Annotated in this window: 3 protein-coding genes; 1 reads left to right on the top strand and 2 read right to left on the bottom strand. The window is 70.4% G+C overall.

The features are described 5' to 3' along the window. Positions 1-184: 184 nt before the first annotated feature. Positions 185-814, top strand: coding sequence for a TetR/AcrR family transcriptional regulator (locus tag AC3B5T_RS01660; protein ID WP_488358159.1), 630 nt, complete (start codon positions 185-187; stop codon positions 812-814). Positions 815-869: 55 nt separating this feature from the next. Here AC3B5T_RS01660 and AC3B5T_RS01665 read toward each other — a convergent pair whose 3' ends face one another. Together AC3B5T_RS01665 and AC3B5T_RS01670 are read right to left on the bottom strand one after the other, a co-directional pair. Continuing rightward, complete coding sequence (locus tag AC3B5T_RS01665; protein ID WP_488358160.1) at positions 870-1,925, bottom strand: hypothetical protein; 1,056 nt, start codon at positions 1,923-1,925, stop codon at positions 870-872. Continuing rightward, the gene (locus tag AC3B5T_RS01670; RefSeq protein ID WP_488358161.1) at positions 1,922-20,242 is read right to left on the bottom strand and encodes an amino acid adenylation domain-containing protein; all 18,321 of its coding nucleotides are present in this window, start codon (positions 20,240-20,242) and stop codon (positions 1,922-1,924) included. The genes AC3B5T_RS01665 and AC3B5T_RS01670 overlap by 4 nt, the downstream gene beginning before the upstream one ends. Positions 20,243-20,297 lie beyond the last annotated feature (55 nt).

The raw sequence follows: 20,297 nt of genomic DNA on the forward strand, positions 1-20,297 counted from the left end.
TCACCTGATAGGTAAGCCCTCGCTGATTTCTATCGATTGACAGAAATGTTCCGGTCGTGAAAACTCCGGTTACGTCCTCGTTACACGCCCTGGGCTTCCCGACCTGCGGGTTCACGCGCGGCAGAAGCACGCGATTCGTCGGCTAGGGTCGAGAAATCGCCCCGACCGCACTGAGGAGACGAGCATGCCCACCGGCTCGAGCGCGCCCCCGACTCCGATCGGTCGCGGCCGACCGCGCCTGGTACCGGCCCGGCGACGCGGGCAGACCGCTCGCGAGGAGATCCTCGACGCCGCCGCAGAATTGTTCACCCGCCACGGGTACACCGGGACGTCGACGCGGATGATCGCCGAGGCGGTGGGCATCCGACAGGCGTCGATGTACCACTACTTCGGCACCAAGGACGACATCCTCGCGACGCTGCTGGAGACGACCGTGGTCGCCTCCCTCGAACGCGCGCGGGGGCTCCTCGACGGCGACGAACCCGCCCGGGCGCGACTCCTCGAACTCGCGCGATTCGACATCGATCAGCTGGCGCAGTCGCGCTGGAACCTCGGTGCGCTCTATCTCCTACCCGAGGTCGCCGATCAGCGATTCGTCGAATTCCGCTCGGCTCGAAAGGAATTGGCCGATTCGTATGCCGCACTGGCGGGTGCGGCGCTCGGCGACGACACCGACAAGCGCACGCTGCTCCCCTTCCGGCTGGTGGAGTCCGTCATCATGATGCGCGCCGACGAGCAGCGCGGCGAACTCGGCGAGCACACCGCCGCCGGTCTCGCCGAGACCGTGATCGACGCAATCTCGCGGATTCTGTAGCAGCAGTGCGTATCTGGCGCGCATTGTCACTACGGAATCCCGGGAGGCTCGACGACTAGCAGGTCCCGATCACGCCTCCCCGCAGCGCCACCTCCATCTTGCGCACGATCGAGCAGTCCGCCGGACCACTCCCGGCAGACCCCATGGGCTCCACCCGCTTGACGGCGGGAGTCGGGGACACCTGCCGGACGACGGGTGCGGCGACCTCCGGGACGACGACCGGCGCGGATGCGGCGTGCTTGGCCTGATGCGGGACGACGGACCGTTCGGTCGCCACCTCCCCGGCGTCTGGGCGCAGGTGCCGCGGTCCGCTGATCGGTACCTTCCAACCCTTGTCGTAGCCGTGCGCGGCGCCGATCGCGACACCGGCGGCGACCGCGGGCAGCGCGACGAGGGTGGCGACCACGGCCGTCCCCACCAACGGCCCGACGACGAGTCCGGTGGGCCACAACGGCAATGTGAGGATCAGACCCAGTGGGGCACCCACAACGCCACCGACCGCGAGGGCGAGGGGCGCTGCCACGCCTGCACCGATGACCCCGCCGACCGCCGCGTCGCCGACCATCTGCTCGGCCACCCGGTCCGCTCGATCGGCCGGAACACCGTTGCTGCGCAACACATCCGAGATTCCCTGGACGATTTCACCGGAACCCGCCGAGATCTGCGCCGCCAATTGCGGCGACATTGCGCCCGGACGGGTCATGTCCAGGTTGCCGACCCGGACCCGGTCTCCGGCATCGGCTGCGGCGACCGGCACCACCACCTGACCCAGCGGCCGCAGGTGCCTCGGAGCCGGCGATCCGACGGCCGCACCCGAATCCGGCCACTGACCGACCACGACCGGGGCGGCGTCCGGCACCAACGCGGCGTCGACGTGCGCGATCCGGAAGGCGTTGCCGGACAGCGCTTGTTCCCCTGGAGTCGATGTCGTGGGTATCAGCGGGACGGGCAGGGCGACACCGGGCGAGGCCGCCTGGGCGAGGGCCGGAACCGTCACCGTGAGCGATGCGGCCAAGGCGCAGCCGAGCAGGGCGCCGGCCGGGCGGCGACCGCGCGGACGTGGGCACCGGTGTGCGCCGGATTTGCCGATCTTGTCCATGGACGACCTCATTTCTTGATGGTGAACCGATCATCGTGAGAAAACGCTAACCCCGAACCGGCCTTCCGCGTGGCACTTTCGGGCGTCAGGTGCTCGTCGAGCACGGCGGCGATCTGCACGATCGCCTCGTTCTCGGTCATCCCCAGGTGGTGGGAGTCCACGTCGACATTCGTGATGCTTCCCCGGATGTGGCGACCCCACCCGTTGGCACCCACCGCATCCGGTCGTCGATCGCGCACGGCGGTGAAGTAGAGCACGTCGGCATCGACGACCGGCGGGTGCCACTCACCGGTCGCACGGATCAACAGGTTGTAGGCGTCGGTCAGCCGCTCGATCGTCGCGGCATCGATGCCGAATCCGTCTCCGAGACGCTCGGCGATCTGCTCGGCGGCGCGTTCGGCGGTCGCGTCCGAACTCACGAAGTCGATGCCGAGCACCGGTCCGAGGTTGCTGATCAGTTCGCCCGCTGTGACGGCGGTGATCGCCGACGTGTCGACGCCGTCGGCCTCCGTGTCGAGCATCGCCAGCAGCGCGACCTCGTGACCGGCCGCGCGCATCTCGGCGGCCACCGCGTGGGCGATCACACCTCCCAACGACCAGCCCAGCAGGTGATACGGCCCGTCGGCCTGTACCGCCCGGATCTCGTCGAAGTACCTGCGCGCGATGTCGGACATCGTCGTGGGACCGGGCACCTCACCACCGATCTGCGGCGCCTGCAGGCCGTAGACCGGCCGGCCGGTCGGGATGTGTCGGCTCAGCGTCTGGTAGCACCAGGCCAGTCCCGACGCGGGATGGATGCAGAACAGCGGCGGCTGGTCGCCGTCCGGGCGGATCGGGAGCAGCACGTCGAGTCCCACACTGCGCGACCCGGGGCCACCGGGCCCGGCCGCGGAGTCGTGTTCGGGGTCGAACCCGGTGCCTGTCCCGGCCTCGATCCGCCGGGCGAGGTCGGCCGGACTCGAATCGGAGAGCATCCACCGGATCGGGATCTCCACGTGCAGCTCGGTCTCGAGATCGTTGACCACCTGCACCGATCTCAGCGAGTTGCCGCCGAGGGCGTAGAAGTCGTCATCGGCCCCGACTCTGGGCACGCCGAGCACGTGCTCGAATGTCCGCGCGATCTCGGTCTCCAGCCACGACGACGGTGCGCGGAACCCGGAGGCGTCGCGCGGCGGCTGCGGCAGCCGAGCCCGGTCGAGCTTGCCCGAGGCGGTGAGCGGCAGCGAGTCGAGCACCATCACCGCCGTGGGGATCATGTATCCCGGAAGCGCTGCCGAGGCGAATGCGGTGACCTCGGCGGTGTTCAGCGAACCCCTCGCATCGCCGCGGTTCGGCCCGGACGGCACCAGATAGACGGTGAGATAGTCGACCGCGTCGGTGGAGGTGACCGCGCCCGCCGCACGGGCAACATCCGGATGCGCGGCGAACACCGCCTCGATCTCGCCGAGTTCGATGCGCAATCCGCGGAGCTTGACCTGGAAGTCGCTGCGTCCCAGGTACTCCAGCTCACCGCTCCGGCGACGACGCACCAGGTCACCGGTGCGGTACATCCGGGCGCCGGCGGCGAACGGATCGGCCACGAACCGATCGGCGGTCAGGCCGGGACGTCCGTGATAGCCGCGCGCCACCTGCGTACCGGACAGATACAGGTCTCCGGTCACACCCACCGGCACCGGCCGCATCCGCGAATCCAGCACGTAGGCGCGGGCATTCCACACCGGCGCCCCCATCGGCACCGCACCGTCGTCGGCCGTCCCCACCGCGGAGGCGGTCGCGTGCACCGTGAACTCCGTCGGCCCGTAGAGGTTGTGCAGCTCCACCCCCGGCAGCGCGCGGCGGGCGGCGTCCACCACGTCGGGCCCGAATGCCTCACCGGCCACGAGCAGTGCCCGCAGCGACGTCACCGAGCCGACGGGCAGGGCATCGGCGAACACCGCCAGCATCGACGGCACGAACGACGTGACGGTGACCCGATGGGCGGACATGACCTCGGCCAGGTATCGCGGATCGGTGTGGCCATCCGGTCGCGCGATGACCAGCCGGGCACCCACCGCCAGTGTCGCGAACAGTTCCCACACCGACACGTCGAACGTCGCAGGGGTCTTCTGCAACACCACGTCCGCCCGGTCGAGGCCGTACTCGGCACAGATCCAGCGCACCTGGTTGACCACCGAACGGTGCGACACGGCAACACCTTTGGGCCTTCCCGTGGAACCGGAGGTGAACAGCACGTAGGCGAGGGCATCCGGGTTCAGCGGTGTGATCCGGGCGTCGTCGGTCACCGGCGAGTCGTCGAACTCCGACAGGTCGACGGCGTCGAGTGAGGACAGCACCAGCACGGGCTCGGCGCACTCGATCATGTAGTCGATCCGCTCGGTGGGATGATCCGGGTCGATCGGCACATAGCCACCGCCCGCGGCGTGCACCGCGTACATCGCGGTGAGCTGGTCGAGCGAGCGCCGCATGCGAAGAGCGACCAGCGCGTCCGGACCCACTCCCCGCGCGATCATCCAGCGGGCCAGCCGATTCACTCGCCCGGAGAACTCCGCATAGCTCTGCGAGACCGTCCCGGAGACCACCGCGATGTCATCGGCGTGTGCGAGAGCGGCTGCGGCGAACATCGAGGCCAGGGTTTCGGCGGAGTTCACGTCGTGCGACGTCGCGTTCGGACCCTCCAGCGCCGCATACCGTTCGGCGTCGTCGAGCAACTCGACGTCGTGGACGGGACGATCGACGTCGGTCGCCACGGCCTCGAGCATCCCCACCAGCCGCTCGACGAACCGCTCCACGGTCGAGGCGTCGAAGAGGTCGGCCGCGAAGGTGACCCCGCCGGTGATGCCGGCCGGCGCGCCGTTCGCGTCGTAGGTGTCGGCCACCGTCACCTGCAGGTCGAACAGGGCCAGTCCGGTGTCCGGTTCGACAGCCCGCACCGACAGTTCGGGTAGTTCGATGTCGGTGGTGGAGATGTTCTGGAACGCCAGCATCACCTGGAACAGGGGGTTGTGGGCGTCGGAGCGGACGGGGTTGAGTTCGGAGACGAGCCGCTCGAAGGGGACGTCGGCGTGACCGAACGCCGCGAGGTCGGTGACGCGCACGTCGTCTATCAACTCGCCGAACGACATCCCGCTGCGCACCCTCGTGCGGAGGACGAGGGTATTGACGAACATGCCGATCAGTTCGTCGAGCTCGCGTTCCCCGCGTCCGGCGTACGGGGTGCCGATGGCGACGTCGTCGGTCGCGGCGAGCCGGGCGAGCACAGCCGCCAGCGCGGCGTGGAAGACCATGAACAGGGTCGTGTTGTGCGCGCGGGCAACCCGCTGGAGCCCGGCGTGCAGATCGGCGTCGACGGTGAGGCCGACCGAGCCCCCGGCGTAGGACTGCGTGGCCGGGCGCGGCCGGTCGGTGGGCAGTTCGAGGAGCGGTGGTGTGTCGGCCAACTGCTCCGCCCAATAGTCGATCTGCGCGCGCAGCAACGAGTCCGGGTCCGACTCGGAACCCAGGACGGCGCGTTGCCAGATCGCGTAGTCGGCATACTGCACCGGCAGCGGCTCCCATCCGGGCGCCTCCCCCTGCGTACGCGCGACGTAGGCCGTCATGATGTCCCGCGCGAGCGGCGTCAACGACGACCCGTCTCCGCCGATGTGGTGCAGGACGACGGCGAGCACCCATTCGTCGCCGCCGAGCTCGAAGAGCACGATGCGCGTCGGCGCCTGGGCGGTCAGATCGAACGGTGTCCCGATCAGATCCGAGATCGCCTGGTCCACCTCGTGTTCGGCGAGCCGGGTGACCTCCATCGGGACGACGTCGGCCTCGGCCGGGAGGATCACCTGGGCCGGCTCCCCCTCGGCGAAGGGATACACGGTACGCAGGATCTCGTGGCGGTCGACGACGTCGCCGATCGCCCGGTGGAGCGCGTCGACATCGAGGCTGCCGGACAGCCGCACCACGATCGGGATGCTGTACGCGGGCGACTCGGGTTCGATCCGGTTCAGGAACCACATGCGCTGCTGGGCGTAGGACAGCGGGACCCGTTCCGGACGAGTGTGCGCCACCAGGCCGACGCGTCCGGTGTCCGCGTGGGATTCCGCGCGCGCCGCCAGCCGCGTCACCGTGGACGCCTCGAAGAGCATCGCGACCGGGATCGTGGTGTCGAGCGCCGCACCGATTCTCGCCACCACGCGGGTGGCGGCGAGGCTGTTCCCACCGAGGTCGAAGAAGTCGTCGTCGGCACCCACCGCGGCGCCGACGGACAGGACGTCGGCGAACACTCCCGCGACGATCTCCTCGACCGGCGTGGCCGGCGCACGGAAGCTCCTGGTGGTGACGACGGGTGCGGGTAGGGCACGCCGGTCGAGTTTCCCGCTCGGCGTCAGCGGGATCTCGTCGAGGACCACGACCGCGGCCGGAACCATGTACGACGGCAGGACCTCGCCGAGCCCGGCACGCAACTTCTCGCCGACGAGGGCGACGCCCGGCGCGGGCACCACGTAGGACACCAGGCGCATGCCGATACCGGGGTCGTGCCGCGGAACGGTGACGGCGAAGGCCACCGCGGCCCGGTCGGCCAGCGCCGCGTCGATCTCCCCGAGTTCGACCCGGAAACCATGCACCTTCACCTGGAAGTCGTTGCGTCCCAGAAATTCCAGTCGTCCCGCAGAGTTCCGGCGGACGATGTCACCCGTCCGGTACACGCGTTCTCCCGCACGGCCGGCGGGGTGGGCGACGAACCGGGCCGCCGACACCCCCGGGCGGTTCAGATAACCGCGTGCCAGCGCGGGTCCGGAGAGGTAGAGCTCTCCGGCGACCCCGTCCGGCACCGGGTGCAGGCGCGGGTCGAGCACGAGTGTCTGCATTCCGGCGACCGCCGACCCGATCGACGAACGTTCCCCCACCCGAATCGGAGCCGTCGCGGTGGCCACGATGGTCGTCTCGGTGGGGCCGTACAGCACGCGGAACTGCCTGGCGCCGGCCGGATCGGTACCCACCCACCGGCTCACCAGATCGGTCGGCACCTCGTCACCTCCCGACAGGACGACCCGCAGGTCGTCGAGCCCGTCCGGGTCCACCGAGGCCAGCGCGGCCGGGGTGACGAATGCGTGGGAGACGCGGTGGTGGCGGAGGAACTCGGCCAGTTCCCGACCGCCCCGCATCCCGGTGGGTGCCACCACCAGCGTGCCCGCGGCGCTCACGGCCAGCAGGATCTCCAGCAGCGACGCATCGAAGGACGGGGAGGCGAAATGCAGGACCCGCGGGGCTGTTCCGCCGGATCGGTCGGCGTGCAGCGTAGCGAGGTAGTCCGCGACGCCGGCATGCGAGACGGCGACACCCTTCGGCACGCCGGTCGAACCGGATGTGAAGACGACCCACGCGGTGTTCGCGGGTCGGACCGGGCACACCCGATCGGACTGTTCGATCGGCGAGGACGACTGTTCGTCGACCGCTGTGGTGGTCACGGGATCGTCGAGGACCACCCAGTCGACCGCGCCGGACAACGCCGGCCGCGATTGGCCTGTCGTGATCCCCAGTGACGCAGCGGAATCGGACACCATCTGCTCGATGCGTGCAGCCGGGTAGTGCGGATCGACCGGAACGTAGGGGGCACCCGACTTCACGACGGCCCACCAGGCCACCAGTGAGTCGACCGACCGCTCGACGGCCACCACCACCGGCCGCTCCGGTGCAGCTCCGCTCCGGATCAGCTGCCGAGCAAGACGATTCGATCGGCGATCGAGGTCACCGTAGGACAGCTCGACGTCGCCGGCGATCACCGCCGCACCGTCGGGATCGATCTCGACGGCGTTCGCGAAGACCTCCGGCAGCAGCCTGGGCTCGGTCACCGCACCCGATCCGACGACCGACAGCAGTTCGGCGCGCTCGGTGCCACCGAGCCAGTCGATGTCGCCGACGGGGGTCGACGCGTCGGTGACGATCGCATCGAGAACGAGCTGCAGGCGGCGGACGAAGACCGCCACGGTCGCGGGGTCGAAGAGATCGCGGGCGAACATCATCGTTCCGGAGATCCCCTGCGCCGCTCCGGTGTCCGTGTACGACTCGGCGAGCACCAGCTGGAGGTCGAACTGGCAGATGCCGGTGTCCGCCTGCGCACGGGACACGCGCAGGTCCGGTAGTTCGAGGTCGACGCCGGACAGGTTCTGGAACGCGAGGGCGACCTGGAACAGCGGATGGTGAGCGGTGGACCGTTGCGGATTGAGTTCGGAGACGATCCGCTCGAACGGTACGTCGGAGTGCTCGAAGGTGTCCAGGTCGACATCGCGGACGCGGTCGAGCAATCCGGCGAACGACTCCGCGGCGTCGAGATCGGTACGGAGCGCGAGGGTGTTCACGAACATGCCGACGATCGGTTCCAGGCCCGGTTCGCCGCGCCCGGCAACGGGTGTGCCGATCACGACGTCGTCCCCGCCGCTCAGCCGGCCGAGGACCGTCGCGAGCGCGGCATGCAGGACCATGAACAGCGACGCGCCGTGAGCGCGCGCCAGAGCGAGGAGCTGACCGTGCAGGCGGGCGTCGATCGCGACCGGCACCTGCCCGCCGGCGAGTGTCGCCACCGGCGGACGCGGCCGGTCGGTGGGCAGATCGAGCACGTCGGGGGCGTCGGCCATGGCCGACCGCCAGAAGTCGAGCTGGCTGCGCATCAGCGAGTCCGGATCGTCGTTGCGGCCGAGAACCTCTCGCTGCCACAGGGCGTAGTCGGCGTATTGGATCGCCAGTGGCTCCCAGGACGGTTCGCCTCCGGCGAGCCGGGCGGTGTAGGCGGTCATCACATCTCGCGCCAGCGGCGCCATGGACTGCCCGTCCCCGGCGATGTGATGGACCACGAGCACCAGCAGGAAACGCCCGTCGGCCCGCGACCCCGGGACCGTTCCGGCTCCGTCCGGATCGACCGCGACCACTGCCACCCGCATCGGCACCGACGCGGTCACGTCGAAGCCGCGACGGACGAATCCGACGACGACGTCCTCGACCTCGGCGACAGACGCCCGGACCGACTCCAGGATCACCGGGGCCTCGTCGAGGATGAGTTGGCATGGCTCGCCGTCGGTCTCGGGATAGATCGTCCGCAGTACCTCGTGCCGCCCCACCACGTCCCCCAGTGCCTGCTCGAGTGCCGAGAGGTCCACGTGTCCCGTCAGCTCGAGGACCACCGGGATGTTGTAGGCCGGCGACTCGGGCTCCATCCGGTTGAGGAACCACATCCGCTGCTGCGCCAGCGACAACGGGATGCGCTCCGGACGAACGGCAGCCGTCAAGGGGGTGCGCCGGGCGCCGACCGACGATGCGGCGAGCTCCGCCAGGGCCGCGACGCCGGGCGCCTCGAAGACCGATCGCAGCGGGATCCGGACCCCGAGCTCCGCCCCCAGCCGCGCGGTCACCACGGATGCGCTCAGCGAGTCGCCGCCCAGGGTGAAGAAGTCGTCGTCGGCGCCTACTCGCCGAATCCCGAGGACCTCGCCGAAGACGGTGGCGACCGTGGCCTCGACGCGGTTGGACGGCGCGCGGAATTCCCGTGCGGCGAAGACCGGTTCGGGGAGTCGGCGCCGATCCAGCTTGCCGGTCGGGGTGAGTGGGATCTCGTCCAGTACGACGACCGCGGCCGGAACCATGTAGGCGGGCAGCGTCTGCTCGAGCGACCTGCGAAGCTCGGCACCGGACAGCGACACCCCCGGGGCGGCGGTCACGTACGACACCAGACACTGCGGCGTTCCGCTCCCCCCGTGTGGGACGGTCACGGCGTACGCGACGCCGTCGCGAGACCCGAGGCGTGCGTCTATCTCGGCGACCTCGACCCGAGTGCCACGCACCTTCACCTGGAAGTCGTTGCGTCCCAGATACTCCAGTTCACCGGCACGGGAGATCCGGACGAGATCACCCGTCCGGTACATCCGGGTACCGGGCCCATCGGCCGGGCAGGGCACGAATCGCGCGGCGGTCGTCGCGGCGCGGCCGACGTAGCTGTCGGCCAGTCCGGGTCCCACGAGGTACAACTCGCCGACGACGCCCTGCGGGACCGGGCGCAGCCACGAGTCGAGCACCAACGTGCCGACAGGCCCCACCGCGGTTCCGATCGTGATCGGTTCGCCCACGCGCAACGGCGTGCTCGCGGTGGCCCAGATGGTGGCTTCGGTCGGTCCGTAGAGGTTGACCATCCGGCGTCCACCAGCCCAGCGGGCGACCAGCTCGGGGCCGACCGGTTCACCCGCGGTCGCCAGCACGCGCAGGGCGTCGAGACCGTCGGCCGGCACCGTGGCCAGAGCCGACGGGGTCAATACCGCGTGTGAGATCTTCTCTCGCCGTACCAGGTTCGCGAGGTCGGGGCCACCGTAGACCTCCGGCGGCGACACGACCAGCCGTCCCCCGGAACCGTGCGCCATCAGCAGCTCGAACACGAAGGCGTCGAAGCTCGGTGAAGCCACCTGGAGCACCGTCGACGAGGGATCGACGCCGAGGACCGCACGCTGGGCCTCGACGACATGCGCGAGTCCACGGTGGGAGACGACCACACCCTTCGGTGTGCCCGTGGACCCCGAGGTGTAGATCACGTAGGCGTTGTCCCCGATCCGGATCGGGCCGCCCCGTTCGGCGTCGGTGACCGGGCCGGAGGAGGGGTCCGAGACGCTCGCGTCGGCCCGCGGATCGTCGAGGACGATCCAGTCGACGCTGTCGGGCAGTCCCGCCCGGCACGCGCCGACCGTGATCCCCAGGCCGGCACGAGAATCGGCGAGCACGAACTCGATGCGTTCGGCGGGCAGGTTCGGGTCCAGCGGCAGGAACGGCACCCCCGCCTTCGCCGCGGCCCAGATCGCGATGACCGCCTCGACCGACCGCGGCAGGGCGCACGCCACCACGCGCCCCTCCGCACGGCGCAGGATCTGCCGGGCCACCCGGTCGGACTCGTCGGTCAGCTGCCGGTACGACATCGACCGCTCACCGCACGTCACCGCGCTCGCATCCGGGTCGTGCGCGGCCGCGGCGGTGAGAATGTCGAGAAGGGTCGCCGGTTGCGGCATCTCGTCGATCCGGCCGGCGCCTGCCTCGTGCCCGGCCGGGCGGAGGTCGCCGAGCCGTGAGCCCGGCTCGTCGGCGATTCGGGCCAGGCATTCGACGAAGTGGTCCACGATCTCACGCGCACGGCTCTCGTCGAACTCGTCCCGGTGGAACCGCACCGTGATCCCGAGTCCCGGTTCTCCCTCGCCACCGTCGACCTTCGGCGCCACGACGACGCTCAGCGGGTAGGGCGTGGCGTCGAGTCCGGTGATGCCGTCGACGTGCAGTCCGGCCGAGGCGACCAGCTGTTGCAGCACGTCCTCGCGCAGCGGGAACGACTGGAAGGCCAGCGCGGTGTCGAACAGGTCCGGCCTGCCCACCGCGCGGTGGATGGCCGGGAGTCCGACGTAGTGGTGGTCGAGGACCAGTGCATTCGTGTCCTGCACGTGTACCAGCAACTCACGCAACGACATCGATGGATCGAGACGGACGCGGATCGGCACCGTGTTGAGGAACATGCCCAGCGCCCGATCGACGCCGGGCAGCTCCGGTGGTCGTCCGGCCACCGCGGAGCCCAGGACCACATCCGTGTCACCGGTGAGGGTTCGCAGGACGAGCGCCCATGCCGCCGACAACGCGGTGCCGACCGTCACGGCGGACTCCGCGGCCGCCGACCGCAGGCGCGCATACTCCTGCCCGGGGAGTTCGGCCGTGATCTCGCCGGCGGCGACCCCGGTGGTCGCGGCACCGCGACGGGTCACCCGGGTGGGGCCGTCGACGTCGGCGTAGGCCCGCGCCCACGCGGCCGCCGAGGCGTCGTGATCCTGATCGGCGAGCCACGAGAGGTAGTCCCGGTACGACGCCGCCGGTCCGGCCGCGCCGATCTGCGCGGGATCGCCGTAGTACTGCAGGAGTTCGCCGAGCAGCAGAGGCATCGACCAGCCGTCGAGGATCACGTGGTGATTGGTGACGTGGAGTGCGAAGCGATCGCGGTCGAGCTGCACGAGGGTGAAACGGATCAGCGACGGCTCGGCGAGGTCGAAACCCGCGGCGGCGTCGTCGGCCGCGATCCGGCGGGCCGCTCCCCGGTCCCCGCCGGCGAGGTCGACGGCCCGGAAACGCACCTCGACGCCGCCGACGACGATCTGCCGGGGACCCTGCGACGTCGGGACGAACGCCGTACGCAAGATGTCGTGCCGATCCACGAGAGCCTGCGCCGCGCGGCGCAGCAGGTCCGCGTCGACCGGACCGGACAGGGCGATGGTCGACTGCACGGTGTAGTCGTCCACGACGTCGGGATCGAGCGTCGAATGGAAGTGGATACCCGACTGTGTCGGCGACAGCGGCCACACATCCGCGAGCCGCGGGAAGCGGTGCCGGAGGCCGTCGAGGTCGATGTCCGGCAACTCCTCCAGGTGCGCGGCCGACTCGGCGGCCGGGGCTTCCGCGCTACCGCTCGAGCGCCGGACACCGTCGGTCCCGGTCGCGACGGCGGCGAGTGCGGCCACGGTCTTCGCCTCGAAGACCGCGCGCGGGGTGATGGACAGGCCGGCGGCCTTCGCCGACGCGACCAGCTGCATCGAGACGATGCTGTCACCGCCGAGCGTGAAGAAGTTGTCGTCGGCGGTGACGTCGTCGAGCTGCAGCACCTCGGCGAACAGGGCGGCGATGATCCGCTCGGCGGCCGTCTCCGGCGGCCGTCCGCCGCTGCTCTCAGCCCGGAAGTCGCACTGCCGCAGTGCTTTCGTGTCGACCTTCCCGGATCGGGTGACGGGCATCGACTCCAGTTCGACGATCGCCGCGGGAACCATGTAGTGCGGCAATGTGTTCGCGAGTTCGTCGTGCAGTGCGTGCACATCCATCGTCTCGTCGGGCGTGCCCACGACGTAGGACACGATCGCCGGTCGACCCCCCGGTCCGCGCTGGAGCACCGTGGCCGTCTGGGCGACACCGGCGTTGCGCGCGAGGTGGGCATCGATGTCCCCGGTCTCGATCCGCAGGCCGTGGATCTTCACCTGATGGTCGTTGCGCCCCAGGTACTCCAGTCGGAGAGCGCCCTCCGCGCGTACCCACCGCACCGCATCGCCGGTGCGGTACAGGCGTTCGCCGGAACCGCGGACGGGATCCGCCACGAATCGTGTGGCGCTGACGCCCGGGCGGTCGAAGTAGCCGCGGGCGAGGCCGGGGCCGCCGAGATAGAGTTCGCCGACCACCCCGACGGGCACCGGGCGCAACCAGGTGTCGAGCACGAACGCCGACACACCCCGGATCGGCTCTCCGATCGTGACCGGCTCACCGGGCCGGAGATCGTTGGCCCCGGTCGCCCAGATCGTGGTCTCGGTGGGTCCGTAGTGGTTCATCAGACGACGCCCCGGCGACCACCGGTTCACGATGTCCGCGCCCGTCGCCTCGCCGACCACCGCGATGATCCGCAGTGCCGGCAGGCGGGACGGGTCCATCGTGTTGAGCACGGTCGGCGTGATGATCGCGTGCGAGACCCGCTCGGTCCGCAACAGGTCCTCGAGCTCGGACCCGCCGTAGACCTCCGGCGGCGCGACGACCAGGCACGCGCCGGCGCTGTGCGCGACCAGTACTTCCGAGACGCAGGCGTCGAAACCTGGCGACGCGACCTGCAGGATCGTCGAATCCGGTTGCACGGCGAACGATTCCGCGTACTCGACGACCCGGTCGGCGAGACCGCGGTGGGTGATGTGGACGGCCTTGGGCCGGCCGGTGGAACCGGACGTGAAGATGAGGTAGGCCGCATTGGCGGGCCGGAGCGGGCGCGAGCGGTCCGGCCGGTCCGAGAACGCGACGCCCTCCCCCAGCGGAAGCGTGCCGGGGCCGACCAGGGTCAGCCACTCGACGGTGTCCGGGAGGTTCGGGACGACGGCGTCGACGGTCACCCCGATGGTGGATCTCGCGTCGGTGAGCAGCTCGGCGATGCGGTACGCCGGGTTTCCCGGGTCGACGGCGACGAAGGCAGCTCCGGTCCGCGCGACCGCCCAGATCGCCACGATGAGGGCGGCCGATCGCGGGACCGCGAGCGCCACTGCGGTTTCCGGACCGACGCCACGAGCGGCGAGTTCACCCGCCAGCCGATCGCCGCGGCGTTCCAGTTCGCGGTAGGTCATGGTGGCGCCGTCGGCCCGTACCGCAGGCGCCTCGGGGTACAGCCGGGCGGTCTCCGCGAGGATGTCCCGGAGCACGCGGGCCGACACCGCGGGCGGGCCCTCGATCGGGCACAGTGCGCTGCGTTCGGTGTCCCAGCACGAGGCCAGCCCGGCGACCTTGCGGCCCGGTTCGGCGGCGATCTGCCGCAGCAGCAGCACGAACCGCTCGAGCAGCACGTCGGCGGACTCCCGGTCGAGGCGGTCGACGGCGTATTTCAGCACCAGTTCATAGGTGCCGGACCGATCGGTGGCCGAATGGTCGGCTCGGCCGGGCCGGGGCGGTGTGACCTGGAGGCTGACCGGATACGGGGTCGCGTCGTGCGCGGTCAGGCCGTTCCAGCGCAGCCCCGCGTCGGCGAGCATGCGGTTGATCTCGTCGGGATCGACGGGGTAGGACTCCAGCACGGTCGCGGTGTCGAACATGTCGGCCACCCCGGTCACCCGCTGCAGCTCGGCCAGACCGATGTCACGGTGGTCGAGCATCGCCGCCTGCTCGGACTGCGCCCGCGTGAGCAGGTCGACCACGCGCTCGTCCGGGTCGAGCCGGATTCGTACCGGGAGGGTGTTGATGAACAGTCCGATCATCTGCTCGATGCCCGGGATGGAGGCGGGACGATCGGACACCGTGTTACCGAACACGACGTCGGACCGTCCGGTCATGATCGAGAGCAGCAACGCCCAGGCCACCTGGATCGAGGTGTTGGCGGTGACGCCGTGGGCACGTCCGAGTCCCGCGATCGCCTCCGTCGTCGCGATGTCGAGTTCGAGGCCGGTCTCGCCGACCTCGCCGGTGGCGCCGCGTTCCGGGACACCGGTGAGCCGCGTCGGGCTCTCGATCCCGGCGAGGGTCTCCTGCCACGCGCGCGTCGTCGCGTCGTGGTCGCGGGTGTGCAGCCACTGCAGGTAGTCCCGGAAGGTCCGGGGCGCCGGTAGACCGGTGTCTCCCTTCTCGTCGCCGTCGGTGAGGTACAGGCCCAACAGCTCGGAGATGAGCACGGGCATCGACCACCCGTCGAGCACGATGTGATGGTTGGTGATCGAGAGCAGGTACTCGTCGGCGTCCGCGGTCTCGCCGCTGCCCGTCCGGACCAGCCGGAAACGCAGCAGGGGCGGACGGGCCAGGTCGAACGGAGCGGCCGACTCGGCGATGAGTCCGCGCAGTGCGCGGTCCCGGTCGCCGGTGTCGGCGATGCCGGTGAGGTCGGAGTCCGACCAGTCGACGGACACGTCGTCGAGGAGGATCTGGCGCGGCCCGGCGCCCGTCTCGACGAACGCGACGCGGAGACTGTCGTGCCGGTCGATCAGCGCCTGCGCCGCACGCCGCATCCGTTCTGGTCGCAGGTGCCCGCCCAGCCGCAGTTCGGCCTGCACCGTGTAGCCGTCGGCGGCGTCGTCGTAGGTGGCGTGGAACAGCAGTCCGGACTGCAGCGCGGTCAGCGGCCACACGTCGACGATCGAGGGGTGGGCCCGGGTCCATCCGTCCACCTCCGCCTGGGTGGCCGAGACCAGCGGGAAGTCCGACGGCGTGTGCCCGCCGGCTGTCCCGGAACGCACGTGCTGGGCGAGGCCCTTGAGCGCTTGCACCCACAGGTCCGCGAGCTCCTCGACGTCGACCCGGTCGAGCACCAGGGATGCGTAGTCCCACCCGGCATCGAGTTCGAGGCCGGCCGGACCCTGTTCGGCGATCGCATTGATGTCGATGACGGCGGGCAGGGCCATCCAGGGGTCACCGGTCCCGGCCAGCGCGTCGAAGCCGCGTGCCGGCATCCAGGGACCGGTGTGGTCGCCGGTCCCCATCCGGCCCAGGTAATTGAGGCTGATCTGGGGTTCGGGCCGGCTGCCGAGCCGGTCGCGACCGATCGGATCGAGGTATCGGACCATGCCGTATCCGACGCCGTGATCGGGTGCCGCGCGCAGCTGTTCCTTGACCTGTTTGATCGCCCGCCCCGCGGCCTCGCCACCGGTCAGGGCGTCCTCGACGTCGACGCCGTGCAGCTCGAGCCGGACGGGAAAGCGTGAGGTGAACCAACCGACCGTCGAGGTGAGGTCCGCACCGGGTACCGCGGCCTCTTCACGGCCGTGACCTTCGAGTGCGATCAGTTCACTGCCGTCGTCCTGCCCGCGCCGGCGTCGCCACTGCGCGAGCGCCAGGGCCAGAGCCGCGAGCAGGGCATCGTTGGCACTCCCGTGGAAGCGCGCCGGGATGGTGGTGAGCACCGCCTCGGTCACGTCCGCCGGAATCCGCATCCGCAGACGGCCGGCGGTGGCGACGATGTCGCGATCCGGGTCGAGCGCGCGACGACCGAGCAACCGGTCGTCCGGCGCCATGACCTCTGTCCACCGATCGAGTTCGGCCGTGGTGCGCGCGGGGGCCTTCTCCACCAGGCCGTGGACCCAGCGCCGCACCGACGTGGTCGGCGGACCGAAACGCGGAGCTCTACCCTCTCGGACGTGGTGCGAGGCCATCGCCAGGTCGGCGAGGATGATCCGCCAGGAGACCCCGTCGACGGCCAGATGGTGGATGACGAGCCACATCAGGTCGGGGACGGTGCGGTCCCGATCCTGCATCCAGACGAACCTCACCAGCTCACCGGCCCGCGGGTCCAGCCGGTCGGCGGCGGCCTGGAGGTGCCGGTCGACCTCGTCGGCGTCGCGTCGTTCCAGCCACACGTGCTCCAGCGCCTCGCCGGCGTCGATCGTGCCGGGCGGGCGGACCACCACGTGCGGCTGGTCGGCGAGATCGTCGACCAGCGCGGCCCGGAGAATGTCGTGCCGATCCAGGACGGCGCTGAGCGTGCGCACCAGTTCGTCGCGTTCGTCGGCGGGCGGGAGTTCGACGAGCGCCGCCTGGCCGAACCGGTCGATGGGACCGCGTTCGAGCATCGCGTGCATGATCGGCGACAGCGGTAGGGACCCGATGGCACCGCCGGGCAGCTCGCCCAGTCCGGTGTCGTCGGCGACGTCGGACGCCATCGCGGCGAGGGCGGCGACGGTCTTGTGCTCGAACACGTCCTGGGTGGTGAACGACAGTCCGTTCGTCTTCGCCCGTGCCACGAGCTGGATCGACAGGATGCTGTCCCCGCCGAGGACGAAGAAGCTGTCGTCGGCACCCACCTCCGCCACTCCCAGGACTTCGGAGAAGAGCTGCGCCAGTTGGTATTCCCGGGGAGTGGACGGCGGCCGGCCAGACCGCGCGGAGGCGAACACGGGTGCGGGCAGGGCCCGCCGGTCGACCTTGCCGAACGAGTTCAGCGGAAGGGCGTCGAGAGTCGTGATCACAGCCGGGACCAGGTGCGGCGGCAGACATTCGCGCGCGAAACGCTCCAGCTCCGCCGGCTCGGCCCGCTCACCCGCGGCCGGCACCACGTACGAGGCCAGGACGGTCGTGCCGGCGTGGTTGCGTGCGGGCACGGTGACGGACTGGTCCACCGCGACGTGGCCGGTGAGGGCGGCATCGATCTCGCCGGGCTCGATCCGGTAGCCGCGGATCTTCAGCTGGAAGTCGGTGCGGCCCAACAACTCCAGTCTCGGAGATGCCGACGGTCCCACCCAGCGGGCGAGATCGCCGGTCCGGTACATACGAGCGCCGGGCGCGCCGTACGGATGGGCCACGAATCGAGCCGCGGTCTGACCGGACAGGTGCGCGTAGCCGCGCGCCAGCCCGGGGCCGGCGAGGTACAGCTCGCCCGCGGTCCCCATCGGCACCGGCTCCAGCGCGTGGTCGAGGACCATCACCGATGTCCCACGGATGGGGCCGCCCACGGTGACGTTCCCGGTGGGCTCGACAACCGAACTCGAGGCCGTGATCGTCGACTCGGTCGGTCCGTACTCGTTGATCATCGTCGCCGACCGCGTCCAGCGTTCGACGACGTGCGGCGCGCACCTGTCGCCGCCGACGACGACCGTCTGCAGCCGGGTCAGCGGCTCCGGTTCGACGGTCGCCAGCATCGCGGGCGTCAGGGTCAGGTGGGTCACGCGCTCGTCGGCCAGCAACCGGGTGAGTCGGTCGCCGCCGATGATCTCCGGAGGCACGATCACCAGTGCGGCTCCGGTCGCGAAGCAGGTCAGGAGCTGTTCCATCGACGCGTCGAAGCTCGGGGACAGCGCATAGGACACCCGCGACTCGGGCCCGAGCCCGTACGCGTCGGTCCGGTCGGCGATGAGACTCGCCAGGCCCGAGTGGGTGACCTGCACACCCTTCGGCACACCGGTCGAGCCGGATGTGTAGGTCAGGTACGCCACGTTCTCGAGCCGCGCACGCACCGCGCCGTCGGTGCGGGCACCTGCGCCCAGGTCGTCGGCGCCGTCGCCCTGCGCGAGGTCACCGACGTCGATCCGGATTGCTGCCGGCGGGACGCGATCGGCGAACTCGTCGACGGTGATCGCGGCCCGGGCGCCGCTGTCGGCGAAGATGTGCTCGATCCGCTTGCGCGGGTACTCGGGATCCACCTGAACGATCGCGGCCCCGGTCTTCGCCACCGCCCAGACGGCCACGACGGTGTCCAGGGATCGCCGCAACAGGACGGCGACCGACTCCTCCGGCGCACAGCCGGCGGCCAGCAGGCGATGCGCGAGTCGCGACGAGGCGGCATCCAGTTCGCGATAGGTCATCGATCGCCCCGGAGCGCAGACCGCAATCGAATCATTATGGCGCGCAACGGTGTCGGCGAGTATCTCGGCCAGCAGCCGTGGCCGGGCGGCCTGGGCGCCCCGGACGGGGAGCAACGTCGCGCGCTCCTGCTCGTCGAGCAGCGGGAGTCGTCCCACGTGGTCGTCGGGCGCCCCGCCGAGGAACTCGTGCAGGAACATCAGGAACCGACGGTGGTGCGCGGTGAGCTCGTCGGGGCTGTAGATGTTCGGATTGCCCTGCAGGTCGATGTGCGTGCTGCTCTTACCCGCGCCCGGGTAGATGTTGACGAACAGATCGGACGTCGGACCGGAGGTCAACACATGCAACCGCCCGGTGACCTCGCCCAGGACGACCTCGCTGTCGACCATCATGAGGTTCACCGCGGGCCCGAACGCCGCCGACTCGTCGCGCGCCATCCCCATGTCGGCGAAGATGTCCTCCTGGCGGTACCGCTGGCGGCGCAGGGCGCTCAGGAGCTCGCCCTGCACGGAGGTCACCACGTCGCCGAGGGTGCGGCCGGCGACGGGCACGCGCAGCGGCACCACGTTCGCCACCATGCCGCCCGACCTGCGCAGCACGGCCGAGTGCCTGCCCGACACCGGCAGACTGAGGAGCACCTCGGCACTTCCGGTCATCCGCGCGAGGTACGCGGCGAAGGCCGCGACGATCACCGGGGTGACGCCGCCTCCCTCGTGCGCGGCGACGTCGAGGAGTCGAGCCGTGTCCTCGGGTATCGGCGCGCTCACCAGGATCGGGTGCAGCGTCGGCTTGCCGTGCCGCCCGGCCAGCGTGACGACCGGTGGGGCGCCCTCGAGGTGTTCGCTCCAGTACTTCCGGTCGTTGTCGTGACGGGTCGACCCCGGATACGACGCATCCTGGGCGATGATGTCGGCGATGTCGCTCGCCTTCGACGGCGGGGCCGCGTCGCCGCGAACGGCAGCGTTGTACAACTCGGTGATCCGCCGGACCATCGTCACGGCGGCGAACCCGTCGAGCGCGATGTGGTGGGCACGGAGATACCAGATGTAGTGCTCGTCCCCGACTCGGTAGACGATGCTCGTCATCAGGTGATCCGCGAGCAGATCGAGCGGTCTCGTGTAGTCGAGCAGCATCAGCCGATGAGCCGAGGCGATCGCATCGGCCTCGTCCCGCAGGTCCACGGTGCTCACCGGGCCGCCCTGCTCGGCCACGTACTGCCGTGGTGCGCCGTCGACGACGATCAGACGGAGGTGCCCCGATCCGAACTCCCGCCCGGTGATCCGGCAGACCCTTGCCAGCAACTCGGTGTCCAGCTCGCCGTCGATGTCGACGTACTGCGCCACCGAGATCGGCAGATCCCCGGCGAGGTGCTGCGCGAACCAGATCCCACGTTGCGCGGCGGACAGCGGCAGCGAGTCGACGCCGGACTCCGGTCTCGTCGGGGCGTCGGCGCCGACCGGTTTCGGCGAACGGCCGTCGGTTGTGGGCTGGGTCGTCGCGGCATGCGCGGACGGGTGTACGAGGTCCTTGTCGGAGATGGTCACTTGGCCTCCATGCGTTCGTATAGATCGCACTCGTCCGAGGCGGGACGACCCGAGC

This window comes from Gordonia sp. G4, from assembly GCF_057770005.1.